At 63.1% G+C, this 22,108-nt stretch carries 19 protein-coding genes and 1 riboswitch; of the genes, 15 read left to right on the top strand and 4 right to left on the bottom strand.

Annotated features, from left to right (window positions below; genetic code table 11):
• Positions 1–43 precede the first annotated feature (43 nt).
• Positions 44–1,276, bottom strand: a complete 1,233-nt coding sequence (locus tag AB1A62_RS06070; protein ID WP_366660632.1) for a 50S ribosomal protein L11 methyltransferase — start codon at positions 1,274–1,276, stop codon at positions 44–46.
• Between the two features lie 313 nt (positions 1,277–1,589).
• Between AB1A62_RS06070 and pssA the strand changes: the two genes are divergently transcribed.
• From pssA to rpiB, 12 genes are all read left to right on the top strand, one after another.
• Positions 1,590–2,336 carry a CDP-diacylglycerol--serine O-phosphatidyltransferase gene (gene pssA / locus AB1A62_RS06065; protein ID WP_366660631.1) on the top strand — a complete coding sequence of 249 codons (747 nt, stop codon included), beginning with the start codon at positions 1,590–1,592 and terminating at the stop codon, positions 2,334–2,336.
• Positions 2,337–2,361: 25 nt separating this feature from the next.
• On the top strand, positions 2,362–2,985 hold the full coding sequence (locus AB1A62_RS06060) for a methyltransferase domain-containing protein (RefSeq protein WP_366660630.1): 624 nt from the start codon (positions 2,362–2,364) through the stop codon (positions 2,983–2,985).
• Positions 2,986–3,158: 173 nt separating this feature from the next.
• The gene (locus AB1A62_RS06055; protein ID WP_366660629.1) at positions 3,159–4,241 is read left to right on the top strand and encodes a hypothetical protein; all 1,083 of its coding nucleotides are present in this window, start codon (positions 3,159–3,161) and stop codon (positions 4,239–4,241) included.
• 360 nt (positions 4,242–4,601) lie between these two features.
• A complete protein-coding gene (locus AB1A62_RS06050) occupies positions 4,602–5,723 on the top strand; it encodes a hypothetical protein (RefSeq protein ID WP_366660628.1) in 1,122 nt (373 codons plus the stop codon).
• A 103-nt stretch (positions 5,724–5,826) separates the two neighbouring features.
• The gene (locus tag AB1A62_RS06045; protein WP_366660627.1) at positions 5,827–7,764 is read left to right on the top strand and encodes an ATP-binding protein; all 1,938 of its coding nucleotides are present in this window, start codon (positions 5,827–5,829) and stop codon (positions 7,762–7,764) included.
• A 149-nt stretch (positions 7,765–7,913) separates the two neighbouring features.
• Positions 7,914–8,432, top strand: coding sequence for a hypothetical protein (locus tag AB1A62_RS06040; protein ID WP_366660626.1), 519 nt, complete (start codon positions 7,914–7,916; stop codon positions 8,430–8,432).
• Positions 8,429–9,790 (top strand): DUF6638 family protein, encoded by a 1,362-nt coding sequence (locus tag AB1A62_RS06035; RefSeq protein ID WP_366660625.1) that lies wholly within the window; start codon positions 8,429–8,431, stop codon positions 9,788–9,790. The genes AB1A62_RS06040 and AB1A62_RS06035 overlap by 4 nt, the downstream gene beginning before the upstream one ends.
• A 174-nt stretch (positions 9,791–9,964) precedes the next feature.
• A complete protein-coding gene (locus AB1A62_RS06030) occupies positions 9,965–10,231 on the top strand; it encodes a hypothetical protein (protein ID WP_366660624.1) in 267 nt (88 codons plus the stop codon).
• A gap of 11 nt (positions 10,232–10,242) precedes the next feature.
• The gene (locus tag AB1A62_RS06025; RefSeq protein WP_366660623.1) at positions 10,243–10,887 is read left to right on the top strand and encodes a DUF1523 family protein; all 645 of its coding nucleotides are present in this window, start codon (positions 10,243–10,245) and stop codon (positions 10,885–10,887) included.
• Positions 10,888–11,122: 235 nt separating this feature from the next.
• Positions 11,123–11,322: riboswitch (cobalamin riboswitch) on the top strand.
• Positions 11,323–11,428: 106 nt separating this feature from the next.
• Positions 11,429–12,664 (top strand): aromatic ring-hydroxylating dioxygenase subunit alpha, encoded by a 1,236-nt coding sequence (locus tag AB1A62_RS06020; protein ID WP_366660622.1) that lies wholly within the window; start codon positions 11,429–11,431, stop codon positions 12,662–12,664.
• A 4-nt stretch (positions 12,665–12,668) separates the two neighbouring features.
• A complete protein-coding gene (locus tag AB1A62_RS06015; protein ID WP_366660621.1) occupies positions 12,669–13,754 on the top strand; it encodes a hybrid-cluster NAD(P)-dependent oxidoreductase in 1,086 nt (361 codons plus the stop codon).
• Positions 13,755–13,895: 141 nt separating this feature from the next.
• Positions 13,896–14,345, top strand: coding sequence for a ribose 5-phosphate isomerase B (gene rpiB / locus AB1A62_RS06010; RefSeq protein WP_366660620.1), 450 nt, complete (start codon positions 13,896–13,898; stop codon positions 14,343–14,345).
• Positions 14,346–14,374: 29 nt separating this feature from the next.
• Here rpiB and AB1A62_RS06005 read toward each other — a convergent pair whose 3' ends face one another.
• Positions 14,375–15,952 (bottom strand): DUF5928 domain-containing protein, encoded by a 1,578-nt coding sequence (locus tag AB1A62_RS06005; RefSeq protein WP_366660619.1) that lies wholly within the window; start codon positions 15,950–15,952, stop codon positions 14,375–14,377.
• 142 nt (positions 15,953–16,094) lie between these two features.
• Between AB1A62_RS06005 and AB1A62_RS06000 the strand changes: the two genes are divergently transcribed.
• Positions 16,095–16,913: a sulfotransferase family protein gene (locus AB1A62_RS06000; RefSeq protein WP_366660618.1), complete on the top strand. Its 819-nt coding sequence runs from the start codon at positions 16,095–16,097 to the stop codon at positions 16,911–16,913.
• Positions 16,914–17,302: 389 nt separating this feature from the next.
• Here the strand turns inward: AB1A62_RS06000 and ilvD are convergent, their stop codons facing one another.
• Together ilvD and AB1A62_RS05990 are read right to left on the bottom strand one after the other, a co-directional pair.
• Positions 17,303–19,147 carry a dihydroxy-acid dehydratase gene (ilvD, locus tag AB1A62_RS05995; RefSeq protein ID WP_366660617.1) on the bottom strand — a complete coding sequence of 615 codons (1,845 nt, stop codon included), beginning with the start codon at positions 19,145–19,147 and terminating at the stop codon, positions 17,303–17,305.
• A 133-nt stretch (positions 19,148–19,280) separates the two neighbouring features.
• Positions 19,281–20,459 (bottom strand): benzoate/H(+) symporter BenE family transporter, encoded by a 1,179-nt coding sequence (locus AB1A62_RS05990; RefSeq protein ID WP_366660616.1) that lies wholly within the window; start codon positions 20,457–20,459, stop codon positions 19,281–19,283.
• Positions 20,460–20,575: 116 nt separating this feature from the next.
• Between AB1A62_RS05990 and AB1A62_RS05985 the strand changes: the two genes are divergently transcribed.
• A complete protein-coding gene (locus AB1A62_RS05985; RefSeq protein ID WP_366660615.1) occupies positions 20,576–21,136 on the top strand; it encodes an XRE family transcriptional regulator in 561 nt (186 codons plus the stop codon).
• Positions 21,137–21,217: 81 nt separating this feature from the next.
• The gene (locus AB1A62_RS05980) at positions 21,218–22,072 is read left to right on the top strand and encodes a DMT family transporter (RefSeq protein ID WP_366660614.1); all 855 of its coding nucleotides are present in this window, start codon (positions 21,218–21,220) and stop codon (positions 22,070–22,072) included.
• Positions 22,073–22,108: the final 36 nt, after the last annotated feature.

The raw sequence follows: 22,108 nt of genomic DNA, 5'->3' as shown, positions 1-22,108 counted from the left end.
CCGCAGCCGCGCTGCTGGGCGCGGGTGAGCCGGGCCGGCTGTTCTAGTGATAGGAGCGCCCCTGGCTTTCGATGCCGGCGGCTGCTGACGACGGGCGCGCCAATGCTGCCGGAAGAGGTGCGCCGCCGGTGTCCCGAACCGGGCGGTTTGCATTCCAGGCCGGGGACATCCACAGGGCGGCGGAGGGCGCGTCTTCGGAGCGGGCAAGCGGGGCGTGCACCGACAGGCTGAGCTGGGACGCGTCATGCTGCGCGGTCACCGTCAGGCGGTCCCCGGCCGTTGCCAGTTCCGGGCTGTCCAGCAGGAAGGCGGTCCGCCCCCAGTGGCCGCCGGAGTGCAGCCCGTTCGCCACGTGTATGCCGGGGGCCAGATCCATTTCGAAGGTGACAAGCACCGCATGGACGGTCCCCGCGCGGGCGCAGGCGAGTTCCGCTGTGATGCGCGCCGGATTGATGTCCGGCCGGGTGAAGTCAAACGCGAACAATTCTGTTGCCGGGCCCAGGGGGCGCAGTTCGCAGGCTTCGAAATCGTTTGGGGTAAGCTGCGCGACGCGCGCAAAGCGGTGAAAGGCGCTGAGGTCGAAGCCCTCAGCCTGTTGAGGGCGCCAGAGGTCCAGCAGCTGGCGGCTTTCCACCGGCTGGGCCAACAGCGTTCCCTGTTCCGGAATCGCGCGCGCGTTCGGCTTGGCAAGCGCGGCCATGGCATGGGTGAGTGTGGCAAGCGCGCCTTCGCCGAGGAGAACGGTGTCAACGATTTCCGAGATCACCACATCTGCCCGCACCGGAATGTCCTCGCCCACCACAATGTCATGCGACCACTTCGGGATCACCGTGATGCGGTCGCTCAGGCCGTTGTCCGCGATCACTTGCGTCGCGGCCTGGGCGATCAGCGGCTGCTGCTCGCAGGTGTAGACATGCTTTGCACCGGCGCGCGCCGCCAGCATGGCCGTCAAACCGGCGCCGCAGCCGATATCCAGAACCACGTCACCGGGTTTCACCTTGGCCTCGATGGCCCTGGCGTAGGCGCTGTTGCGCGCCTTGTCCGCGAGCATCGGAAAATGCCAGCGCGGGACAAATGTCTGGTGGAGCCGTTCCTGCAAGACCTGCGCTTCGTGGTGGCGGGGATCGATGCTGAGGGCTTCGGAGAGGAGCTGTGAGGTCCGGATGCCGCCATCGGTCAGGGGTTCGGACTTTGCGGACTGGACGAGTCTTTCCGCGTTCCGGGAGCTATGATGGCAGGATTCTCGAGCCGGATCAGGTGTTTGTCGTTCAAGCAACTTTTATTTTTCCTCATTTGAAGCAAATGCCGCTGAATGGCATAATCGCTATGGGCATCTAACAAATGGTGAAGGACGGGCGTGGTTTATGCGAATGTCCTGTCATCGCGTCCGGCAGGTGCCGCTGCCCTAGCGGCTGGCGGTTTCCGGACGGCTTTTCACCAGACGGAACGAGGGCTGATCCCGCACGGCAGGCACGACCGTTGCGCCGCGGCGGGTCTTGGGGCATATGTGCGCCACGGCATTGCCTGCCCGGATGTTACCCTCTTGCCGTGGCACACACACGCCCCGCGAGGAAGAAAGAGCCACCGCCATGTATGACGCCCCGGAAAAGAAGAAATCCGAGTTTGCGCTGATCCAGCTGATGCCGAACCTGATGACCATCGGCGCGATCTGCGCCGGACTGTCGGCGATCCGCTTTGCCATCTCCGGCAACTTCAAGCTGGCGGTGATGCTGATCCTGCTGGCGGCGGTGCTGGACGGGCTGGACGGGCGTCTGGCGCGGGCGTTGCGCAGCGTCAGCAAAATGGGGGCGGAGCTGGATTCTCTGGCCGATTTCCTGAACTTCGGCGTGGCGACGCCGATGGTGATTTACCTGTGGGCGCTGCAGGACATGCGCGGCATCGGCTGGATCTCGGTGCTGGTGTTCTCGGTCTGCTGCGTGGTGCGGCTGGCGCGGTTCAATGTCAGCAGCAAGTCGGAAGAAGACGCGCCGAAACTGCGCAAGGGGTTTTTCGAGGGCATTCCTTCGCCTGCCGGGGCGCTGCTGGCACTGCTGCCGATGTTCGCTTCCTTTGCCTATGGCAGCCGCGAACCGGTGCTGCATGACCTGCTGATCTGTCTCAACATGGTGCTGGTGGGGCTGGCAATGATCAGCCACATCCCGACCTGGTCGCCGAAAGCAGTTAAAATTTCACGTGAGAATGTTAAGTACTTGCTTGTGGGCTTTGCCTTCATGGCTGCGGCATTACTGACCTATGCATGGACGGTGCTGGTTGTGCTATGCCTCGGCTACGTTGCGATGGTGATTTGGGGGCTGGTTTCCAAGCCAAAGGGCTAGCCCAATACGTCCGGGGAGGGACGAATTGGATATCAAAGCAGTTGAAGAATCCTATGCGCGCTGGGCGCCGGTTTATGACAGGACATTCGGTGCGGTGACGCGCTCGGGCCGCCGCAGGGCGACCCGCTACATCAATTCCCGCGAGGGCAAGGTGCTGGAGGTCGGGGTCGGCACCGGGCTGTCGCTGCAGCATTACGCGCCGCACTTGCAGGTGACCGGCATCGACTTCAGCCACGACATGCTGAAGAAGGCGCGGGGCAAGGTTCAGGAACAGGGGCTGAAACAGGTCGAGGCGCTGCGGCAGATGGATGCCCGGCAGCTGGATTTCCCGGACAATTCCTTCGACACGGTGGCGGCGATGCATGTGCTGTCGGTGGTGCCGGACCCGGAGAAGGTGATGCATGAGATCGCGCGGGTGCTGAAACCCGGCGGCAAGCTGGTGGTCACCAATCATTTCAAGAGCGGCAAGGGGGTGCGGGCGTCGCTCGAGAAGCTGTCGGCGCCCTTGGCCAATGTGATCGGCTGGCATTCCGATTTCGCGCTGGAAACGGTGCTGCAGGAGGACCGGCTGCAGGTCGAGGTGCAGGAGAGCATTCCGCCCTTCGGGATGATGACCTTTCTGGTGCTGAGCAAGCAGCAGACCATGTGAAACAGCCAGTTTCCGCAATGCGGCCCCGGGGGGATCCTCCGGGGCTTTTCTTTGTGCGGCCCGTCTGCAACAGTGCATCTGAAACGGGCGGAATTACGCCGCCTCAGGGGATGTAAAATCTATTTACATCCCCATATCGGGATCAGGTATTTGACAGGGAAGGAGCGGATGCGATGAGTGTGTCCCAATTTGAGAAAATGGTGTCGGACAGCCAGGAAAAGGTGCGCGAGTCGCAGTCCAGGATCGAGGCGCTGACCTCGCGCATTGAGGCCGCGCGCAGCAAGATCGAGGCGGGTGAGGATGCCAGCATCGACATCGAGAACGCGACGCTGGAAGACGTGCACGCGCATACCGAGGTGATGAACGCTAACATTGCCGAGCTGATCATGGGGCTGGATGATGTGACTGCGGCGTTCTCCAAGGATTTCGACGAGATGCGGTCGAAGACCGGCTGGGAGAGCTTTGTCGGCTTCTTCTCCAAGGGCAAATCGGATTCGATGCGCCAGGAGCGGATGCGCACCGCCAATATCGACGACAAGCTGCAGGACCTGATCGCCAAGTCCGACGTGATCGTGAAGCTGCTGGAGGGCCAGCTGGCGACCCTGGAAGAGCAGCGCGAGAAAGTGCAGGTGAACCTCTCGGCGACCCTGGACGACCGCGAGTTTACGGTGCAGGAGCTGGAGGGCGTGCGCGCTGAGATCGTGGCGCTGGACCCGCAGATCATCGAGCTGGAGAACAAGATCTCGGTCGAGCAGGACGCCGCCGCGCGCACCAAGCTGGAGACCGAGCTGGCCGATATCAACGCCAAGTACAACGCGCTGGTGCAGGAGGAGCAGGTGAAGCTTGCGAAATCCCAGACGCTGGAGCGCTATATCGAAAAGGGCAAGACCTGGGTCGACTCCCTGCAGAACCAGGCGGCGACGCAGATGGTGCTGATCAACAAGCTGCAGACGGACACCCAGCAGCGGGTGGTGCTGTATGATGCGCTGACCAAATCGCTGAAGACCGCGCAGCAGCAGGATGTGGCGCATAGGATCAACGAGATCGGCGTGCAGACCGACAAGGAAGCCCAGACCGCGATGGCCGCGATCGGCACCGCGACCAACCAGAAGATGGCCGACATGCTGGAAGCGCATGAGGGCAACATGGTGTTCGCCCGCGACGTGCTGGAGAAGAAGGCCAAGGCGGATGAACGCTTTGCCCGCCGGTTCGCGGCGATTGTCGAGAAGCACGACAAGAACCTGTATGGGGGGTAAACTACGCGCTTTGCTAAGGGTTTGCGCTGGGGTTGCTGTGTTAGTTGCGTCTCTCTGGGCTTCCGACAAAATCGCGATTGAACTCAGCATCCCGCTTGAACTCGTGCTGGGCATAGCTGGGCTGACTTTGGCTGTGTTCCTGAAGTGCAAACCTGGCTACTTCAAAGGCAGAAATTGAATGTTTGAAAATGGCGCCAAATTTGTCCATCCGGGTCTAAAAAACGTTCTCGTTTTGCTCTGGAGCCTGATTGAGCAAAACAGAGGACAGAGCCCGGCCGCGGGTGGGGGCGTAGCGCCCGCCCGGGGGGGCGGCCGGGCGCTGTCCGCGCCGCAAGCGGCACGTCCAGGAAGGGGAGTGGTATGACCAATCCCTCCCACGATCACACGGGCCTCAGCGATACCTTCGCCTCGCGCCGGTACTTCAAGAAGTTCGCGACCATCATCCGGCACCTCACCCGGGTGGCGGCGGCGATGCAGGCGGAGGGGCGGCTGTCGAAGTCCGATGTGAAGGTTCTGACTGCTTACCTTATGCGGCTCAATTTCACCTTCCGCGCGCTCTCCATGAAATACCTGATGGCGGGGCGCGACACGGGCCGCTTCTTCGGCAGTCTGGCGATGGACAAGCGTGACAGCGGCTTTCCGGTTGCCGCGGAACTCATGACCATGGCCAATGATGCCCAGCAGGCGGAGCGGCATCTGGCCAATATGGCGAGTGAGGCGCAGCTGAAGGATGATATGGTGCGCACCATCATCTCGGACCGGGCGGTGCCGGCGAAGCTGCAGTTCGCCCTGTCGCAGCGGCTTTATTATCAGGAGTTGCTGAAGGGGGAGCTGTTCTGGACACAGAACGACCCGGTCTGCGAATGGCTGGAAAACATCGGCGAGCGCCGTCGGCGCTTCCTGCTGCACTGGGCGGCTTATGACAGCCAGGTGAACCTGCCGGTGATCTACCTGATGGAGCTGGAGGACAGCGGCAAGGTGGCATTGCCCAAGGATGAACGCCGCTGGCCGGAGGTGCAGGCGCATCTGATGGCGCAGGCCTTGGCGGGGCTGAAGCTGGTGACCATTGCCAAGGGGTTTGACGAGGATTTCGACGACCTCCACCCCAAGCATCTGCGCCGCTACCACGTAGGGCCGATGTATTCCTCAGCTTATACCGAGCAGTCCGGGCCGCTGCACCGGGTGCTTGAGGAGGCGGAGGCGCCCGCGGGCCAGGACTGGGCGCTGGCCTGGACGCTGGAGGAGCTGGAAAGCGAAGACGTGCGCGAGGAGCGCGCGGGCTGGTTCGGCACCGTGGAGCGGGAGATCTTTGCGCTCGACCCCTTTGGCGGGCGCGGCGCCGATACCGGGGCAACCCGGACCCAGCGCGCGATCATCCTGCCGCAGCGCCCGTTCCAGGTGCTGGCAGAGCTGGACCCGCCGGGGTTCGGCGATGTGCAGAAGTTCGTGGTGAGCGATGCCGGGCAGGTGCTGCGGTATTGAGCGGCGGCGCGTGCGGTAGGGGCCGGAGCCTCCGGCAGGAGTATTTTTAGAAAGATGAAAGCGGGTTGGATTTTGCCCGCCGGTTACGGATTGAGAGGGTGAGATGAGCATTTCAGGCAATCAGATGGAGCTGCGGGAAGAGGACATCCGCAAGCATTACACGGCTGCGGCGGCGATGCTGGAGGGGTTTGACCACACCCCGCGCATTGCCAAGCCGCAGGTTGAAGGCAAGGCGCCGGAGCGCTCGCCCGGGATCGCCCGCACGCGGCGCTTCCGCACGACCACGCCGGGGCTGGTGACGCGCTCCACTGCGCGCCCCGATGGGGTGCATCTGATTGCCCGGATCGAGGCGGCGGATGAGGATGATCCGCTGACCTCGCCCCTTCAGGCGACCCTGCAGCACGCCTTGCGCCGGGCGCTGGCGGTCTCCCTGGCGATGGGGGAGGCTTATGCGGATGTATCAGGCCTGGCGGATTTGAAGCGGGCCAATCTGGCCGGGTCGTTGGACGCGGCGCGCAAGGGGGAGTTCACCGAACTGCTGGCCGCCGAGGCGCTGATTGCGGCGCATGTGTTTGCCAATGCCGCGGCCTATCTGCTGGCACCGCATGGCAGTGAGACGCAGGCCGAGGTGGGCGAGGCGGAGGAGCTGCTGACGGATAACGCGCCGCTGGCCCTGCACGGGGCGCTGTGGGAGCTGGACCAGAAGCTGGCACTGCACGCGCCCGATGATGCGCATCTGATTGCGGCCACGGCGGCCTATGCCGAGCAGCTGATGGAAAAGGCGGCCTTGCGCGCCCAGAACGCGCCGCGGCTGGAGGCGTTCACTGCTGCGGCCTGGCGGGTGGAGGCGGATGACCTGACCATCAGCGGCTTTGAACCGGCGGCCAAGGCGAAGTCCACCACCCTGACGATGGCATTCAAGAAACCGCATGAGGTGGTCGGCAACCATATCGCCAAATACCAGGCCTTAAGGCTCTCCAAGATGCTGATGGCCTATGATTTCGACCGGCGTCTGAACCCGTTTGCTGAGATGGGCGGCTTCATCTTCACCTTCATGGGCGACGGCAAGCCGGGGACCGGCAAGACGACGCTGATCCAGATGATGGCGGGGCTGATCCATGATTATTGCCAGAATGCGGGCTATGCCTTCCGCTACCAGAATTTCGGCATCGACAATATCGACAGCTATCAGGGCAAGTCGGGGCAGAACGCCAAGTCTTTCATCCAGAACGTGATCGACCCGGGCGTGATCGGCTTTGGCACCATCGACGACATCGACCAGATCGCGGGCAAGCGCGGCGACCGCCAGTCCAGCGCGGGCCAGCAGGAGGTGACGGCGGTCTTCATGGAGGCCTTTGCCGGCGCCAACACCGTGGTGCGCGGCAACTGCACCTTTGGCATGTTCTCCAACTACCCGGAGAATGTGGACGATGCGCTGCGCCAGCGGGCCGGCGCGCGGTTCCTGGTGGACGGGCCGCAGACGCGGGAGGATTACATCGACATCCTGACGCTCTTGATGGGCAAGAACCATGCGATCCCGCTGGGCGAGCATGATCTGTACGGCGCGCAGGAGATCAAGAAGGCCGTCGCGCGGTCGTTCGAGGCACACAACCGCCCGCAGGAGCCAGGGCTGATGGAGGTCTTTGGCCGGGTGCAGGATCAGATCGGCGCGCTGGATGATTTGGCCAAGCTGGGGACGTACCTGAAGGCGATCCAAGCTGCGGATGAGCGGTTCACCGGGCGCGCCATCAAGAACATCACCGATGCGGTCAAGGTCCGGGCGATGGATTTCGAGCTGCCGGATGAATGGATGGAGAACCCGGAGCTGTTCCTGTTCAAGGATTACGAGACCAAATCCGCGATGATTGCGGAGCTGCGGGTGCCCATCACGGTCGACATGGTAGTGCAGGAGATCAACCGCTACGCCGACAGCGAGTTCCGCTATGCCGACAAGTCGGATGAGGTGGCGATTGAAAACATGGTGCGCGATTTCGGGCGGCAGGAAGAGGCCAAACGGCGGTATCTGGAGGGGAAGGGGTGATTGTTGTGCGCGACATGAGGGCAGAGCCTGTCCGCGGGCGGAAGCGGAGCGCCCGCCCAGGGGGGCGGACGGGCGCTGCCCGAGCCGCAAGCGCCTCGGGCGGGGAAGTAGCGAAACGGTGGCCTGTGAAAAGAGCGAGCGTGAAATAAATGGACGCTACAGGTTTTTCTGCATTCCTAACGGACGTAAATTCTTGGATCACAAATCACCAGTCTCTACTGACGGTTGTCGCTCTGCCGTTTGCTGCCTTTCTCATAAAATACATTTCTGACAGTGCTGCAGAAAAACGCGCGGCTAGAGAGCGAAGGTTGCACCTCGAATTGTCACGGAGACTGAAGCTAGCCGATTTTCGCCAAGCTTGGATAAACGAGGTTAGAGGCAATTTTTCTGATATTTTGTCTATCGCAAGCAATCCTGAAGCTAGAGCAGGATCAGATATTGATCTGATCAACAGAAAAATTTTTAGTGTCATGCTTCGTTTGAATCCAAAGGAAACTGAGGCGAAGGCTCTAGCGCGCAAGATTAGCGAGCTACAAGATGCACAAGACGAACATTTGCATGGGTCGGTTCTTGAGTTGGCAAGTCTAATGAATGCTTATCTCAAGGCTGAATGGGATCGGCTAAAAAAGGAACTTGAAGACTATTCTGAAGTGGAAAGATCGAAATGAAACGCCTCATCCAGCATGGCCTGATGTTCGGCAATCTCTTCCATGTGGCCTCGCCCGCGCTGGTGGAGCGGTACAATCGCGCGCTGAAGCATCTGACCGGCAAGACCACGAGCCTCACGGATTTCCACGTCGATATCTCGGGCTTTTCGCCCGAAATCGGCGATGAGCTGGGGGATGATCACTATCTGAACCATGCGGGCGTGAACCGGCAGTTCATTCTGCTGTCGACCGAGCAGAAGCGCTGCCCGCTGCTTCACGTGAAATTCTCCACCAGCCGGGACATCCTGCGCCGGTTCATCGAGGTCAACGAGCGCCAGCTGTTTGCGCTGACCGCGACCGATGCGGTGGCCGGCGAGCTGGTGAATTCGGTGTTTGAGGTGTCCTCGCCCGCGCGCCTGTTCGAAATCCGGCAGGTGCGGATCGAGGCGGATACCACCCGCGGCACGCTGCGCCATGCGGACCGTCTGGCGGAGCTGGTGGAGCGGTTCAAGACCGGGGAGGATGCCTGGTTTGACGATGAACTGATCGAACAGATGATCGCGACCGCGGAACAGACCGGCGATGTGACCCGCAATCCGGTGCATCTGGAGCATGAGGTCTTTGAGCAGGGCAATTTCTGGACCGCGCATTTCGGCGGGCTGTACCTGTTTCAGGACGTGGAGCATCCGGCGGTGATTGCCAGCGGGGCAAAGCCTGAAGGCGTGCCGCTGCGCCATGTGTTTGATCTGTCCCAGCGCAATGCGATTGCCAAGTTCCTGGAGCTGAACGGGCTGGCAGAGCCGGTGATCCGGGCGCGCGGTGTCGATGGCGCAGCAATCCTGCGGCAGAAGATGGGGTTCCTTGCCGTGTCCGTGCTGACGGAGAAGGGACGGGACCTGTCGGGCCTGTCGCGGTCGGACCTGCGGCGGATGGCGGCGCGGCATGCCGACGAGCTGCCAGAAGAATTCGAAGGGCTGGCGGCGCTGGTGCGCTGGGCCGAGGGCGGCGGCAAGTGGCCGCGGATCACCTCGGACCATCCGGCCTATTTCTATAGTCTCAGGGCGTCGGACACGCCCTGCCGCGATCTGGTCAACATGCTGCTGGCAGAGCTGTGCCCGCATGACTTCCGGCAGATGTTCATCTGCCACAAGGAGGAGTTCTACCGCCAGTACCAAGGGTGGCCGGAGACGAAAAAGGCCTATGCGGCGGAGTTCCTGGCGCGGGAGTATGCGGTGGACAAGGCCGGCGCGCGCGAGGCACTGTTCGGGCATGAGCCGGATATGGAGGGGCGGATGCCCCGGCTGCCGCGAAACCGGCGCAAGGGGGTGGTTGAGCGGGTCGGCCCTTGGGGGGCTGTGAACCGGGTGAGGGGGCGATAGTATGGAGCGCTTTAAGAAGTATCACTCTTCCAGAGCCGCTTGCGGCTCGGTTCACGCCCGTCCCGCCCCCGTCATGCCGGAGGCGTGCTTTCAGCACGACGGCGGGCGTGAAACGCCCCCCCTCGGGACGGGGCGCGAACCTGTGTTGGATGTGAAAACCCAGGAGCAACAGTGATGTTCGGCTTTATCCGCCTGCTCCTGATCCTTCTTGTGGTGCTGACCGTGGTCTACGCCGCGGTGTCCCTCTACTCGCGCGAGATGCGGCGGCTGAAGCTCAAGCGGCGCTGGAAAGAGAAGGGGTTGACCGGCGACCGCGCGGCCTTCATCCAGCGGGGGCTGAAACAATACGACAACTCGTTCCGGCGCAAGCTGATCCTCCTGGTCTATATCATCCCGCTGGGGGCGCTGGCGCTCCTGATCTACGTCATTAACTTCATGTGAGGCTCCTCCCCATGCGTTTCATCAAATGGGCTTTCCTGATTACATTCTGGGTGCTGTTCGGCGCCTTCCTGCATTACACGCTGCCGCAGTACGACGTGGTGCGCATCGTCAACACCTATGAGGAACGGCAGGAGCTGAACGATTGGACGCGGATCTTCTGGTCCAAGCCGGACGACCAGTCGGCAGAGCTGATCAACCGCGATGTCCAGTTCATCCAGGCGGTGCGCGGCAACGGCCGCAACATGGTCTACCGCAACGAGGACACCGGCTGGAACTGGCCGCCCTATTTCAAGTTCGACACCGCGAACCTCTACACGGACGCCAATGACAGCATCTCGACCAAGGCGAACCCGGAGTGGGTGGCGGTGCTGCATTACGGCTGGCGCAACGAGTTCCTGTCGATCTTCCCCAATGCGGTGACGATCAAGCCGGTGGCGGGGCCGGAGGACAAGCCAACCAACTGGTTTTCGATCATCTTCCTGGTGCTGCTCGGGGCGCTGTTGTGGGCCATCTATGTGCGCTGGCGCCGGTTCCGGCAGGCGCGGATCGACCCGATGATCGAAAGCGCCGAGGACAGCCTTTATGCGGCGGGCGACGCCATCGCCGAACGCAAGGGCCGGTTCCGGCGCTGGCTGGATACCTGGAAATCGAAGTGAGGAAAGGCCGCCGGTTGGGCGGCCTTTTTCATGGGCGTCCGGCGGCACCGGCGAATCGATTCGGGCGCGTGAAACCTGCGTAACTGCGTGAAAGATAAGCGCTTGCCGCAAATAGACCGGCGGATGCCGGTTTGAGATTCCGGCGTGTGATTCCGTTGCCAGTACAGAAAACCTGCATGTCTTTTTCCGGTTTTGGCGGGTCGGATTTGTCTTCGCCGTTGCGCCGGGATTAGGGCAGTTTCCGCCTCAGCAAGGTGCCGCCCTTCGGGGCGGAGAATTGGGAAGCTGGTGAAACTCCGGCACTGCCCCCGCAACGGTGACCCCGGGCAAGGCATGGCAATGACCACTGAAGGAGATCCTTCGGGAAGGTGCCAGGCCCCGCCGCCGAATGGCCCCGGGACAGTCCGGAAACCAGCCTTGCCAGGAAAACGTCAACCGCGGGCGGCGGCGGGGCGGTTGCAGGCGCGTGGCCTGCAATCTCTCTCCCCATGCCCGCAGCCAAGCCAACCTGCCGCGGGGATGCGGCAAAGGAGAGAAGCAGATGCTTCACGACAGCGATATTCTGGCCAAACTGGTGGCCCGTCAGAAAAACTATTCCCTGGAACAGGCGTTTTACACCGATCCGGGCGTGCTGGACCTGGACATGCGCCAGATCTTCTACCGCGAGTGGCTGTTTGCCATTCCCGCCTGCGAGATCCCGAAGGCGGGCAATTTTGTGACCCATCAGGTCGGCGCCTACAACGTCATCATCGTGCGTGGTACCGATGGTGAGGTGCGTGCGTTCCACAACGCCTGCCGCCACCGCGGGTCGGTTGTGTGCAAGGCCAAGAAAGGTAATTCGCCCAAGCTGGTCTGCCCCTACCACCAGTGGACCTACGAGCTGGACGGCTCTCTGCTGTGGGCGCGCGACATGGGGCCGGATTTCGATGCCTCCAAGCACGGGCTGAAACCGGTGCACTGCCGCGACCTGGCCGGTCTGATCTACATCTGCCTGGCGGATGAGGCGCCGGACTTTGACACCTTTGCCGCAGTGGCCCGCCCCTATCTGGAGCCGCATGACCTGGGTAATGCCAAGGTGGCCTATGAAAGCTCGATCATCGAGAACGGCAACTGGAAGCTGGTCTGGGAGAACAACCGCGAGTGCTATCACTGCGGCGGCAACCACCCTTCGCTGTGCCGGACCTTCCCCGAGGATCCGTCCGTCACCGGTATCGAGGGCGGCGAGACCCCGGCGCACCTGCAGAAGCACTTCGACCGGATCGAGGCGGCAGGCGTGCCGGCGCAGTTCCAGATCGACGCGCGCGGCCAGTACCGGGTGGCGCGGATGCCGCTGAATGAGGGCGCTGAGAGCTATACCATGGACGGCAAGGCGGCTGTCGCCAAGAAGCTGGGCCGGGTGCCGTTTGCCGATGCGGGCACGCTGCTGAAGTTCCACTACCCGACCACCTGGAACCATTTCCTGCCGGATCATTCCATCGTGTTCCGGGTGACCCCGATCAGCCCGACCGAGACCGAAGTCACCACCAAGTGGTTGGTGCACAAGGATGCGGTCGAGGGCCAGGACTATGACCTGAAGCGGCTGACCGAGGTCTGGGTCGCGACCAACGACGAGGACCGCATCGTGGTGGAGGACAACCAGCAGGGCATCAACTCGCCCGCTTATGAGCCCGGCCCCTATTCGGAAGTGCAGGAAAGCGGCGTGATCCAGTTCTCCAACTGGTATGCCGAGCACCTGACCCGTGCGCTGACCGGCCGCCACCTGATCGCGGCGGAGTAAGCGGATGGGACTGCAGGCCAACTTCGAGACGCTGGACGAAACCCTGGCGTGGAAGGACGACGAGATGCTGGAATGCGTCTCGGTCGTGCCGGAAGCGCCGAACACCGCCACCTTCAGCTTCCGCGCGCCGTCCGGCGCGTGGTTCAAATACCAGCCGGGCCAGTTTATGACGCTGGAGCTGCCGGTGCCGGGCGGGACCGTCTGGCGGACCTACACCATCAGCTCCTCGCCGTCGCGGCCGCTGTCGATCTCGGTCACGGTGAAGGCGCAGTCTGACAGCATCGGCACCCGCTGGATGCTGGACAATCTGCGCCCGGGCATGTTCCTCAAAGCCTCCGGCCCGGCGGGCGTGTTCACCCTGCCGAAGCGCCCGAACGGCAAGTTCCTGTTCATCTCCGCAGGCTCCGGCATCACGCCGAGCCTGTCGATGACCCAGTATCTGTTCGACCGCGGCCAGTCGCCCGACGTTAGCTTCATCAACTGCGCCAAGCGGCCCAGCGAGATCATCGCGCGGCGCCAGCTGGAGGGCATGGCGGCGCGGGTGCCGGGGATCAAGCTGAACTTCGTGGTGGAAGAGGATGATCCCTATCAGGTCTGGACCGGCTACCGCGGCCAGCTGAACCAGATTATGCTGGGTCTGATCGCCGGCGACTACCTGGAGCGCGAGGTCTACTGCTGCGGGCCGGAGCCGTTCATGCAGGCCGTGCGCGACATGCTGAACGGCCTCGGCTTCGACATGGAGAACTACAACCAGGAAAGCTTTGGCGCGCCGGTGGAAACCGAGGCAGACGCGCCGGAGCTGGACGATGTGGTTCCGGAAGAGACCGCTGCCGCCGAGATCACCTTTGCCGCGTCGGGCGTGACCGCAAACTGCACCGAGACCGATACGGTGCTGGCGGTGGCCAAGGCGTCGGGCCTCAACATCCCGTCGGGCTGCACCTTCGGCATCTGCGGCACCTGCAAGGTCAAGAAGACCGCGGGCGACGTGCATATGGTCCACAACGGCGGCATCTCGGAGGAGGATATCGAGGCAGGGTATATCCTGGCCTGCTGCTCCAATCCGATCGGCCGCGTCGAAGTGGAAATCTGATCCAATGGAGGGCCTGTTTCAGGCCCTCCGTTTTCTGCCGGTCCTGGCGTGCGGCAACAAAGTGATTGACGCCGCCCCCGTCCCTTGGTCAACACGGGGCCAAGCCTCTTATCCCCCGTTGCGACACAGGACCACGAGACCATGACTGCCAGCAAACGCATTGCCCTTTCCAGCGACCACGCCGCCATTGAACTGCGCAAGGCCGTTGCCGCCCATATCGAAGCACAGGGCTGGGAGGTCAAGGACATCGGCCCGCAGACCCCGGAAAGCACCCACTACCCCAAGCACGGCGCCGCCGCGGCGCAGCTGGTGGCATCCGGCGACTGCGCGCTGGGCATTGTCCTGTGCGGCACCGGCCAGGGCATCATGATGGCAGCAAACAAGGTGAAGGGCATCCGCTGCGGCGTCTGCTCCGACACCTTCTCGGCCAAGATGATCCGCGCCCACAACAACGCCAACATGCTGTCGATCGGCGCCCGTGTGGTCGGCGAAGGGCTGGCGCTGGAAATCGTCGATGCCTTCCTGGGCACGGAGTTCGAAGGCGGCCGTCACGGCACCCGCGTCGACATGATCAACGCGCTGGAAGATTAAGATTTACTGTTCGGGGGTATTTCCCCCGATCAATCCGCAAACAGATAATGGGTCCCGGCAATCTGCCGGGTCTTGTCACCGGGCAGATTCAGGAAACCGCTGAGCTGGTCTGCATTCTCCTCCAGGCTGCTGCTTTCCCGCATTTGATAGAGCTGGCTGAAGCCGGCATCGCGGATGCGGTCGCCCTCATGCAGGATATCGTTGCGGATCGTCGGCAGCAGCCGCTCCAGCGTCAGCTTCGGCGTGCGCTCGCCTGCCAGCCCGACCCGGTGGGCGTGGCCGATCAGGTAATCGTCGCTGAAATCGCACTCGATGTGCAGGAACCGGGTCGATGAGCGGTCGGAGTGGAAATCGTTCATCAGGTCGATGGCCTCGGGGTCCAGGCAGATGATCAGCTTGTCGGATTCGTAATACTCGAACAGCATCCGCATCAGGGCGCGGCGGTGGCGGGTGCGCTTCATCAGTGCCGCCTGGATGCCGCCGAGATCGGGCAGGGGCGTGTCTTCCTCGTTGAACAGATATTCGATTGCCGGGATGTTGGTGACCTGGCGGATCTGCTCCAGCAGGCGTTTGGCGACATGCCATTTCTTGCAGACCACGATCAGCAGCTCGCGCTCGCGGCCCAGGCTGCTTTCGGTCTCCCAGAACCGCGGCGCAAAGCGGCGCCCGTCGCGGCCGCGACGGGCCAGGAAGTTGTAGAGGCTTCTGCCCTCGTTGGAGATCCGGAACTCCACGCCCTGCGCCGCATAAAGCCGCCCCAGCCGCGATTTCAGCTCCTTGGCTTCGGCGCTGATTTTGCGGGCAAACAGAAAGTCCTGGCTGAGCAGAAGGTCATAGTGGTCGTTGTAGAAATTCACCGGCATCCCGTAGTCGGTGAACATCAGGAAGGTGAGGGTGCGGGGCTCGATCTCCGCCTCCGGGATCAGGTGGCGCACCAGGGTCTGAAAGAAGGTTTCATCCGGGATCCAGGTGGTGCGGAAAAAGCGCATCACATCGCGGCGCTTGCGGATGAAATCAAGGATCCATTCAATGGTGCGGCGGCGCAGGCACCACCACTGGCTGCCGATCTGCACCTGGATATCAGCCGGGATCTCCCGCTGGAGCCCCAGCCGTTTCTGCAGGCCGTGGCTCCAATAGAACAGCTGCTTGTGCTTGCGCTCATTGAAAAAATGCCGGTAGATCAGCCGGTCGTCTTTCATGCCGGTCTTGATCCAGTCGCTTTCGAAGAAATCGAAGCTTTCGATGAAATCCTTGTCGTGCTCGTCCAGGAAGCGGTGGGCGTATTCCGCCGTCTTCACCGCCATGCAGTCGCCCGACAGCATATAAAAATGGGTGGCGCGCGGAAACTCCTCCACGGCGCTGTACAGCGCATGCAGCGTCGCCTGCACCAGCGACCACTCGCCCCAGCCGCATTTGATCCGCTTTCTGGCAAAGGTGACGTTGGGGTTGTCGGCCAGTTCTGACCGGATCAGCTGGTAATCCTCCGGTGCTGCCCGTCCGTCGAAATGAATCGCCATGCAGTCGCCAGCCGCGGTCAGCCGCTCAGCCTGCTGGATGATCGCCTCGGGGTCTTTATGGCAGAGCAGAATATATGCGATTTTTGCCATTGGGGGGACGGACTGCCTTGTTCTGCCTGATTGTTTACCTTGATAAGCGCGCTGTACGCACGAATAAACCAGATAGTTCCCGTTTCGGTAAACATATGCGATTACTGCTGGGAACAGGCAAAGACGGACAAGAGGGCAGCAAATGGGGTTTCCCGGCACCTGGATGACGGAAAGTGAGAGTGTGGTCTACCGGGTGGTGCCGAAATGCGCCTGCTCGACGATCGGGCAGATCCTCTATTACTCCGATCACGGGACGTTCTTCGACGGCGACATTCATGACGCCAAGGACGGCCTGCACAAATGGGCGCTGGAGCACAGCCAGGGGCCGATCACCCGCAACGTGCAGGGGCAGCGGTCCTACGCCTTCACCTGCGTGCGCAACCCCTACACCCGTATCCTGTCGTCGTTCTTTGACAAGATCTGCGGCATCCAGCGCAACGGCCGCCGCTACCGCGGCAACCTGGTGCCCAAGCTGGCCTATGAATACGGGATCGAGGTCGGCGGCGACGACGGCAAGCAGGAGTTCGACCAGATCGCCAGCTTCCGCCGGTTCCTGCTGTTTGCGCGCGATACCATCCGCTGGCGCCGCCCGATGGACCCGGACATCCACTGGTCGGCGATGTCGGGGCATGTGTCGACCTTCATCCTGAACGGCGGGCGCTACAACCAGATCTTCTGGACCGAGGCGTTCAACGACGGGATGCAGGGGGTGCTTGATGCGATCGAGACGCCGCATCCGGTGGACCTGGCCGCGATCCCGCGCTTCAATGAAAGCGAGGGCCACGGCCCCAAGCGCGCCCATCCGGTCGAGGACTATTTCGACGACCTGTCGATGCATCTGGTCTACGAGATCTACAAGCGCGATTTCGAGCTGTTCAAATACGATTTCGAGAACCCGGCCAACAAGATGCCGGTGGGGGAGATCGACCTCGAAGAGGTGCACGCCAAGCTGGGGGAGTAGGCGGACCGGGGCGCAACGGGGAGCTCCCGCGCCTGTGGCGCAATCGGCCATCCGGCTTCACCTTTGCCCAAATACTCCCGCCGGAGGCGCGCCGTGCGTCAGCACGGCGCTTGGCCCAACGCGGCTTGGCGTGCTGGCGTCAGCCAGCGGGCTATAGCGGCGGCGGGAGAGCTTTGCTGATGCAAAAAGAAACTGCTGAGAAGCGGTTCAGGACCAGGTTTGTCCTGAACGCGCCTTCGCCAGTGTAAGGCGTCAGAGGCCGCCCCAAGGGCAAGCGGCTGCGCCGCCGCGCCTGGCGCGGCCCTTGACCCGGCCTCAGGCGCGGGGTCCAAAAGAAAACCCGCCGCGGTTGGGGCGGCGGGTTTGGTGTGCTCCAAGACTGAGGGGTATCAGTCTTCGTCAGGCAGCGCGCGCACCGCGCCCTTGGCGGCGGAGGTGGCCAGCAGCGCATAGGCTTTCAGCGCCTTGGAGACCTTGCGCTTGCGCGGCTCGGCAGGTTTCCAGCCCTTGGCGTCCTGCTCCTCGCGCCGCACCGCCAGCTCCTCGTCGGAGACCGCCAAGTGGATGGTGCGGTTGGGGATGTCGATCTCAATCTTGTCGCCCTGGCGCACCAGGCCGATGGTGCCGCCCTCGGCTGCCTCAGGCGAAACATGGCCGATCGACAGGCCGGAGGTGCCGCCGGAGAAGCGGCCATCGGTCAGGAGCGCGCAGGCTTTGCCGAGGCCCTTCGACTTAAGGTATGAGGTCGGGTAGAGCATTTCCTGCATGCCGGGGCCGCCGCGCGGGCCTTCGTAGCGGATCACCACCACGTCGCCTTCCTTGACCTTGCCGGTCAGGATGTCGTTGACCGCCTGGTCCTGGCTTTCGCAGACATAAGCGGAGCCGGTGAACTTCAGGATGTGCTCATCAACGCCCGCGGTCTTCACGATACAGCCGTCCCGCGCGATATTGCCGAACAGCACCGCTAGGCCGCCGTCCTGGCTGAAGGCGTGCTCCTTGGCGCGGATCACGCCGCCTTCGCGGTCGGTGTCCAGCTCCTTGTAGCGGTTGGCCTGGGAGAAGGCCTGGGTGGTGCGCACGCCGCCGGGGGCGGCCTTGAACAGCTGCTCGGCCTCCGGGTTGTTGGCGACCTTGATGTCCCACTTGGCAATCGCCTCGCCCATGGTGGCGGTATGCACGGTGTGGCAGTCCTCGTGCAGCAGTCCGGCGCGGCTGAGTTCGCCCAGAATCGAGAAGATGCCGCCGGCGCGGTGCACGTCCTCCATGTGGACGTTGTGGATGTTCGGCGCAACCTTGCAGAGGCAGGGCACCCGGCGGCTGAGCCGGTCCATGTCGGACATGGTGAAATCGACCTTGCCCTCGTTGGCAATCGCCAGCAGGTGCAGCACGGTGTTGGTGGAGCCGCCCATGGCGATGTCCAGGCTCATCGCGTTCTCGAACGCCTCAAAGGTGGCGATCTCGCGCGGCAGCAGGCCCTTTTCCTCGTCCTGGTAGTGGCGCTTGGTGATCTCGACGATCTTGCGGCCGGCTTCCAGGAACAGCTCCTTGCGGTCGGCGTGGGTCGCCAGCGTCGAGCCGTTGCCTGGCAGCGCCAGTCCCAGCGCCTCGGCCAGGCAGTTCATCGAGTTGGCGGTGAACATGCCCGAACAGGAGCCGCAGGTGGGGCAGGCGTTTTCCTCGATGTGCTTCACCTGCTCGTCGGTGAATTTGTCATCCGCGGCGGCGACCATGGCGTCCACCAGGTCGATCTTCTTCATGTCCAGATCGGCGATGTCGATCTTGCCCGCTTCCATCGGGCCGCCGGAGACGAAGATCGCCGGGATGTTCAGCCGCATCGCGGCCATCAGCATCCCCGGAGTGATCTTGTCGCAGTTGGAGATGCAGACCATCGCGTCCGCACAGTGTGCGTTGACCATGTATTCGACGCTGTCGGCGATCACCTCGCGCGAGGGCAGCGAGTAGAGCATGCCGTCATGGCCCATGGCGATGCCGTCATCCACCGCGATGGTGTTGAACTCCTTGGCGACGCCGCCGGCCGCCTCGACTTCGCGGGCGACCATCTGGCCCAGGTCCTTGAGGTGGACGTGGCCGGGCACGAACTGGGTGAAGGAGTTGACGATGGCGATGATCGGCTTGCCGAAATCATCGTCCTTCATGCCGGTCGCGCGCCACAGTCCGCGCGCGCCCGCCATGTTGCGGCCATGGGTGGAGGTTCTGGATCGGTACTTTGGCATCAGGCTGGTTCCCTTAGTCTTTGCCCTCAGGGACACGATTTGCGCAATAAAGGCAACCGGGCGGGGCTCTCTTCGGTAATATTGGCGCAGATTGCGCCGGATTTAAGTGGCGAAATGTCTCTGGCGGTGGTTCTCAGGCGCGTACCGGGGCGGGTTCGGGGGCTTTTAGCCAGTGATTCACCACAAGCCCCAGCACCAGCGCCCAGAACGGCGCCCCGATTCCCAGGAAACTGATGCCGGAGACCGTGGTCATGAAGGTGATCAGCGCCGCCTCGCGCCCCTTCGGTTCCGCCAGCGCGGCGGACAGGCTGTTGCCGATGGTCGCCAGCAGCGCCAGGCCTGCAACGGCGGCGACCAGCGCCTTGGGGGCGATCAGGAACAGGCTGATGACGGTGGCGCCGCCGAGCCCCACCAGGATGTAGACGAGGCCGGTCATTACGCCTGCCAGATAGCGGGTGTCAGGGTTCTCATCCGCCTCGGGGCCAGCGCAGATCGCGGCGGTGATGGCGGCGAGGTTGAAGGCAAAACCGCCGAAGGGCGCCAGGATCAGCGAGGCCAGGCCGGTGACGGTCAGGCTGGCAGACACCGGCGGTTCATAGCCGCAGGCCCTCAGCGCCACCACGCCGGGCATGTTCTGCGAGGACATGGTGACGATATAGAGCGGCAGGCCGATGCCGATCAGCACCGGCAGCGAGAAGGCGGGCATCACGAACTCCGGCCGGGCCAGGGTCAGGTCCAGCGCCTCCAGGCTGCCAAAGGCTCCGGTGCCTGCGCACCAGGCGATGCCGGCAGCGAGCACCGCGGGGATACAGTAGCGGGGGAACAGTTTGCGCCCCGCGAGGAAGGTGATGCCCATCACCGCCACCAGTGCAGTGTCCGTCTCCAGCGATGTGAAGGCCGAAAGCCCGAACTGGAACAGAATGCCCGCCAGCATGGCGCTGGCCAGGCTGTCCGGGATCAGGCGGGAGAGGGCGGCGAACCACCCGGTGACGCCGGTAAGGGTCAGCAGCACTGCGCAGAGCAGGAAGGCGCCCACCGCCTCCGCCAGCGGCACGCCGTTGAGGCTGACTGCGAGCAGCGCCGCGCCGGGCGTCGACCAGGCGGTCAGGACCGGCATCCGGTACATCAGCGACAGGATCAGGCTGGTGAGCCCCATGCCAAGACCCAGCACCAGCATCCAGCTGTTGGCCTGGGACTGGGTCGCGCCTACCGCCTCGATCGCCTGAAAGATGATGGCGACCGAACCGGTGTAGCCGACCAGAACGGCAACCGCGCCGGAGACAAGATGCGAGAGCTTCAGATCCTTGAGCATGCGGGTTTTCCTGTGGCGCCGGATAGGGTAGGGGTTTCGTGCGTTATAACGCACACTACATTCTGTGCGTTATAACGCACAAGGCTTTTTTGCCAGATAGTGCAGAGGCAAAGACAATGAGCGATGACGGCATCACCCTGAACCTGCGGGAAATCCGCGCGGCGGCGGGACTTAGCCTGTCCAAGGCGGCAGAGGCGACCGGGGTCAGCAAGGCGATGCTGGGGCAGATCGAGCGCGGCGAATCAAGCCCGACGATTGCCACGCTGTGGAAGATCGCCAAGGGGTTCCACCTGCCGCTGACCGCCCTTATCGGGGAGGCAACCCGGCCGGTGGGGGAGGCCGCCGGGGTTTATGAGACGGTGCAGTTTCCCGGCAGCATCGGGGTCAAGATCGTGTTTCCCTTCGACCCGCTGCTGGGGGCCGAGACCTTTCAGGTCACGCTGAAGCCGGGTCAGAGCCATCAGTCGCAGCCGCATGACACCGGGGTGACCGAGGAGGTCTTTGTGCTGCATGGCTCCATGGAGGTGCTGAAGGACGGGGAATGGGTGCCGCTGGAAGCAGGCCAGGGCTTGCGCTTTGCCGCTGACCAGCCGCATGGCTACCGCAGCCTGGAAACCGGCGCGGCCTTCCTCAACATGCACCATTACCGGCAGGCGGGTCTGACGCAGCGGGATTGATGTGCTTCACTTGTGTATTTTTTCGAGGCTGCCTACCACTTGCGCAAGTGATTGAGTTTCAGGGATTTGAGGAGCACCGGAATGGACACGCTGCGCGGAAGCCTCCTGATGGTGCTGGCCATGGCGGCCTTTGCGCTGGAGGACATGTTCATCAAATCCGCCGCCGCCAGCCTGCCGGTGGGGCAGATCCTGATTATCTTTGGCCTCGGCGGTATGGCAGTGTTCGCAGCGCTGGCGCGTGCGCAAGGCCACGCCCCCTGGCACCCGGGGTTCGGCACGCGCCCGATGCTGTGGCGTTCCCTGGCGGAGGTCGTGGGGCGGCTCTGTTTCACCCTGGCGATTGCGCTGACACCCTTGTCCTCAGCCTCGGCCATCCTGCAGGCAACGCCCTTGGTGGTGGCCGCTGGCGCGGTGGTGTTCTTTGGCGAGACCGTTGGCTGGCGGCGCTGGCTGGCAATCGGGTTGGGCTTTGCCGGGGTGCTGCTGATCCTGCGGCCGGGGCTCAGCGGATTTGAACCGGCCTCGTTGTTTGCGGTGGCGGGCACGCTGGGATTTGCGGGGCGCGATCTGGCCACCCGCGCGGCGCCCAAGGACATGAGCAACAACCAGTTGGGGTTCCTGGGCTTTGCCATGCTGGTGGTTGCCGGGATCATTGCGCTGTGCTGGACTGGCGGTGCAGTCTGGCCTGCGCCGCGCAACTGGCTGGACATTGCCGCCGCCACGGTGATCGGGGTGATTGCCTATAACGCGCTGTCGGGTGCAATGCGGGCAGGGGAGATCTCCGTCATTGCGCCGTTCCGCTACACAAGGCTGGTCTTTGCCATGGTGCTGGGGGTGCTGGTGTTCGGTGAACGCCCCGATGCCCTGACCCTGATAGGCAGCGCGGTGATCGTCGGCAGTGGTGTTTTCACGCTGCTGCGCAGCCGCAAGGCGTAAGCGCCATCTTGCGCCCGCCGCGGCGCGGCCTTACAT

The sequence above is a fragment of the Leisingera sp. JC11 genome, from assembly GCF_040704725.1.
Classification (GTDB): Bacteria; Pseudomonadota; Alphaproteobacteria; order Rhodobacterales; family Rhodobacteraceae; genus Leisingera.
The sequence above is the reverse complement of the archived record's forward strand: the minus strand, read 5'-3'. Positions and strand labels throughout refer to the sequence as shown.

Bases quoted from the DNA above. Each gene is read 5' to 3' on its own strand.
- pssA (WP_366660631.1), top strand. From the start codon at position 1,590: ATGTATGACGCCCCGGAAAAGAAGAAATCCGAGTTTGCGCTGATCCAG.
- AB1A62_RS06055 (WP_366660629.1), top strand. From the start codon at position 3,159: ATGAGTGTGTCCCAATTTGAGAAAATGGTGTCGGACAGCCAGGAAAAG.
- AB1A62_RS06050 (WP_366660628.1), top strand. From the start codon at position 4,602: ATGACCAATCCCTCCCACGATCACACGGGCCTCAGCGATACCTTCGCC.
- AB1A62_RS06045 (WP_366660627.1), top strand. From the start codon at position 5,827: ATGAGCATTTCAGGCAATCAGATGGAGCTGCGGGAAGAGGACATCCGC.
- AB1A62_RS06040 (WP_366660626.1), top strand. From the start codon at position 7,914: ATGGACGCTACAGGTTTTTCTGCATTCCTAACGGACGTAAATTCTTGG.
- AB1A62_RS06035 (WP_366660625.1), top strand. From the start codon at position 8,429: ATGAAACGCCTCATCCAGCATGGCCTGATGTTCGGCAATCTCTTCCAT.
- AB1A62_RS06030 (WP_366660624.1), top strand. From the start codon at position 9,965: ATGTTCGGCTTTATCCGCCTGCTCCTGATCCTTCTTGTGGTGCTGACC.
- AB1A62_RS06025 (WP_366660623.1), top strand. From the start codon at position 10,243: ATGCGTTTCATCAAATGGGCTTTCCTGATTACATTCTGGGTGCTGTTC.
- AB1A62_RS06020 (WP_366660622.1), top strand. From the start codon at position 11,429: ATGCTTCACGACAGCGATATTCTGGCCAAACTGGTGGCCCGTCAGAAA.
- AB1A62_RS06015 (WP_366660621.1), top strand. From the start codon at position 12,669: ATGGGACTGCAGGCCAACTTCGAGACGCTGGACGAAACCCTGGCGTGG.
- rpiB (WP_366660620.1), top strand. From the start codon at position 13,896: ATGACTGCCAGCAAACGCATTGCCCTTTCCAGCGACCACGCCGCCATT.
- AB1A62_RS06005 (WP_366660619.1), bottom strand. From the start codon at position 15,952: ATGGCAAAAATCGCATATATTCTGCTCTGCCATAAAGACCCCGAGGCG.
- AB1A62_RS06000 (WP_366660618.1), top strand. From the start codon at position 16,095: ATGGGGTTTCCCGGCACCTGGATGACGGAAAGTGAGAGTGTGGTCTAC.
- ilvD (WP_366660617.1), bottom strand. From the start codon at position 19,147: ATGCCAAAGTACCGATCCAGAACCTCCACCCATGGCCGCAACATGGCG.
- AB1A62_RS05990 (WP_366660616.1), bottom strand. From the start codon at position 20,459: ATGCTCAAGGATCTGAAGCTCTCGCATCTTGTCTCCGGCGCGGTTGCC.
- AB1A62_RS05985 (WP_366660615.1), top strand. From the start codon at position 20,576: ATGAGCGATGACGGCATCACCCTGAACCTGCGGGAAATCCGCGCGGCG.
- AB1A62_RS05980 (WP_366660614.1), top strand. From the start codon at position 21,218: ATGGACACGCTGCGCGGAAGCCTCCTGATGGTGCTGGCCATGGCGGCC.